Below are 3578 nucleotides of genomic sequence, written 5' to 3'. Positions count from 1 at the left end.
CTGGCCCGGCTGGCCGCGCTTGCCGACCGTATCCACCAGTCCACGCAGTTGCTCCTCCTGCTTCATGGCCAGCAGGTCATCCCGCTTGTCGCTGGGCAGGCCGGCGGCCTGGATGATCGCCTCGAGCCGCTCTGCGTACTCCTTGTCCTTGGTGACGGATTCTCCCCGCTCGGCCTTCTCCAGCACCCTCGAGTCGACCCGCAGGGTGGCATCCGGCGCCTGAGTGCCCTGGATGAGACAATCGCCGTTGTTGAAGAAGTGCTCGATGCGGGCTGACGTCTCGGTGCGGTTGCACACGGTCAACATCACCGGGGGAATGGTATGGCCGCTGTCGCGCCACTGCCGGGCAGTCTCCTGCCAGTCGTAGGCCAGCAGCGCGTAGGCCTTCTGCACCAGGTCCGGGAGTGGCGCATGGGGCTCCGCCCGGCGGTTCAGGTCGTCGCGTACCTCATCCTCGCGGTAGAGATGATAGAGCTTGCTGGCGTAGGTCTTGGCGTTGGCCAGGGCGTCGTCACGCACCACCACCCGCGGCGTCTTGACCAGCCCGGCCTCGATGGCGTCGTTGAGCCCGAAGTCGGAGACCACCCACTCGAACAGCCCGGCATCGGTGTTGCTCTTGCCGGTGGGGGCGAAGGGGGTGGCTGAGAGGTCGAAACAGCGGCGGATGCGGCGCGTCTTGTGGATACGGTCGAGCCCCTCGATCCAGCGGGTGGCTTCCTCCAGGTCGATCCCCAGGGCCTCGGCCTCTTTCTTGCTCACCTTCATCTCGGCGCGCTGGCGGTAGGCGTGGTGGGCCTCATCGTTGATGACGATCAGGTCCTTTTGATCCGCCAGCTTGCCCAGCACCCGGCGGGTGAAGGCCTCGTCGCTCTCCTTGCCCTTCTTGACCACTGAGCGCGTCTGCTCCTTGAGCGGCATCAGGGTGTGCCAGTTCTCCACCACCAGCTCGACACGGTTGAGCTGCTGCCGCATGGACTCGTTGGGGCACAACCGGAACTCGTCGTAGACGTTCTGCTCGTTGCCGGGGTAGAGCACCTGCAGGCGGCTCTTGACCGTCAGCCCGGGCGTGACCACCAGCACGGCCCTGGAGTAGCGCCGATCGTTGGGGTACTGGATGGCGTTCAGTGTCTGCCAGGTGATGATCAGCGCCATCACCGAGGTCTTGCCCGATCCAGTGGCCATCTTGTTGCAGATGCGCTCCCAGGGGCCGCCGTCGCCGGGCAGGAAGATGCCCTGACGGAACGACTCCTGAGCCTCCAGCCACCAGATCAGCGTCTCGATGGCCTCCAGCTGGCAGAAATAGAAGGGGTACTGGCGCGGGCCGCCTTCCCAGCGCAGGCCATCGGAGTCCCACTCACCGCGCTCATGCCAATGATGCAGCAACTGGCGGCTCACACTGGTTACGCCTGGGTAGCCGGCTTCCCGCCACTCATCCACGCGCTGTCGAATGCGGTTGACCAGCGCCAACGGCTCGCTGCGCCGCGTGTTGTTGCGGGTATCGAAGATCTCGTAGGCCGCGGGCCGGCGCCCCTGGCGTAGCGTCATCGCCTTGCCGGCGCCGTCCTGCTCCCAGTAGGCGGAAGGGCGGTCATACGGCGAGTTGATGATCAGGGAGTTAGCCGTCATTCAGGCGTTCCTTGTGCCGTTGTGTGCTGCCAGCTCACCGATTCGGCGACGAGTGCGTGCCAGGCTATCGGCGCGCATGGAGGCCTGCGCCGGATCCCAGCAGGTGTGAACGAACTGGCCCAGCCGCTCGTTATAGACCAGCCCCTGCCTCGGTCCACTGCCGCGGTCGAACACGATGTCCTGCCTGAGCGACGAGGGCGAGTGGCGCGCTACCAGGTTAAGCAGCATCTGCTTGGGATCGTCGAGATCTTCAGGCGACTCCGGAAGCTTGGCGGGAGGGATGCCCGCAAAGCTGGCAAAGTTCTGCTTGTCGGCCAGCAGCCAGGTTTCAACTTCCCGCACCGCCACCCGGAATAACAAGGCATCGGGTTTGGCTTGCTGGCCAAGCCATTCACCGATCAGACTGGGAGCACACTCCTTGCAATCAAGGTCAGTCAGCAGAATGACGGGGACATTAGGTGCCAGGCGGACCAGTTCCGGCAGTTTCTTTTTCAGGTCGCCGGCTCCTCTGGGCGGGATAGCGACGCCGATACTTAGCTTGCCGTCCGTCTCCCCGAGCAACCTTTCCACTACCGCAGCACTCAGACGATCTTCAACAGCGGTATAGATCGGTATCATTCCCAGAGCCCCAACTGCTCGATTCCTTTAGGGCGCGTATTGGGTAGCACTACATCGGCAATGCTCAAGCCAGCATTCAACCCCGCGGCCTCGACCTCATCAACGTGGCGCAAGCTGGTGCCCTCGCGGCTGGGTTCCAGTACCGCAACGCCGCGTGGATCGATGCCTGGATTGTCGAGCAGTGCCTGGCTATGGGTACTGATCAGAACCTGACGCCGCGTTTTTCGGTTACGCTGGACACGGTCTATCATGGCGGGGATTTGCTCCACTACTGCCTGGTGCAGGGAAAGCTCGGGCTCTTCGAGTAGCAGCAGCCCGTTGCCATCCAGCAGCGACCAAAGCATTCCCAATAATCTCAGGGTGCCGTCGGAGAAGTGCTCTTCCCCCTGCCAACCAGCATTAGGGCGATGATGCTCATATAGGGCTTCCAAGTGGGGATGTCCCATATCATCTTTCCCAAAGCGCAGCTCCTTGAACTGCGGAACCGCCATATTTAGTGCAGTCTGGATGCGTTTAAGGCGTGATTCACGAGTCTTCTCGGGTGTCTTGCTGAGCCGCTCAAGGAAGCCCTGACCGAAGGGGTCGTCGTCTAGCCGCTTCCCGCCAATCTGTTCACCATACTTGAGTAGCTGAGGGACCAAGTGCAGGTAGGTAATATCCGAGAACACCTCGACCATCTCACGAAATTCCCGATTGGCCATAGTTTGCTCGAGGTGAGTTTCGGTAAGCAGAATGGAGTCTTCTTTGTCATTCTTCAGTGGTCTAGCAAGAAGCTGTTTTCCACAACGCCATACTTCCTCAGTAGTAATTAGGCTTCGTTCAGCGCCTTTTCCCTTGAAGCCCAGCACGTACTTCCAGGTGGCTGCATCGTCTTCGAAGCTCTCCGCCAGCGTAACCTCAATGCGCACCTCTGAATCATTGCGATGATGCAGGCAGCGCAGCTTGGTGATGCCACCACGATCTTTGACCGCCTTCTGAAGCCCACCGCCGTCGGCCTTGCAGATATCCCGAAGAAAGCGAAAGACATCCAGCAGGTTGGACTTGCCCGAGGCGTTGGGACCGATGACATAAGAGACGCGAGCGAGGTCCATCTCGGCTTGGCGAAAATTACGCCAGTTCTTCAGTTTCAGATGCTTGATGACCATGGTAACCCTCAGTCCAGCCGAACGACTTTCAGCGATTCGATGCCGCGGTTATCGACGATCTTCACCGCGAGGCAGCGGTTTTTTCCGGGCTCGAAGGGCAGCGACTTGGTGCCGTGAAACTTGCCCAGCAGCTCTTCGTTGAGCTCGGCGCGGATGTCCTTCTTGAGCTTGTACCAGCCATCCTTCTTG

General features: G+C 61.1%; 4 protein-coding genes. All 4 read right to left on the bottom strand.

Features of this window, described 5'->3' with window-relative positions; translation table 11 throughout:
- Window positions 1–1626, bottom strand: a 1626-nt coding sequence (locus ACESMD_RS02355) for a DEAD/DEAH box helicase (protein ID WP_372609980.1), incomplete at its 3' end; no start/stop codon positions are given.
- A complete protein-coding gene (locus ACESMD_RS02350; RefSeq protein ID WP_372609978.1) occupies window positions 1627–2244 on the bottom strand; it encodes a hypothetical protein in 618 nt (205 codons plus the stop codon).
- Window positions 2241–3389: an AAA family ATPase gene (locus tag ACESMD_RS02345; protein WP_372609976.1), complete on the bottom strand. Its 1149-nt coding sequence runs from the start codon at window positions 3387–3389 to the stop codon at window positions 2241–2243. The genes ACESMD_RS02350 and ACESMD_RS02345 overlap by 4 nt, the downstream gene beginning before the upstream one ends.
- Window positions 3390–3397: 8 nt before the next feature.
- A partial coding sequence (locus tag ACESMD_RS02340; protein ID WP_372609974.1) for a hypothetical protein occupies window positions 3398–3578 on the bottom strand: 181 nt, incomplete at its 5' end.

Origin of the sequence: Halomonas sp. (assembly GCF_041689495.1) — a bacterium.
In the GTDB taxonomy this organism is placed as follows: Bacteria; Pseudomonadota; Gammaproteobacteria; order Pseudomonadales; family Halomonadaceae; genus Halomonas.
This window is presented reverse-complemented; position numbering and strand designations above follow the sequence as displayed.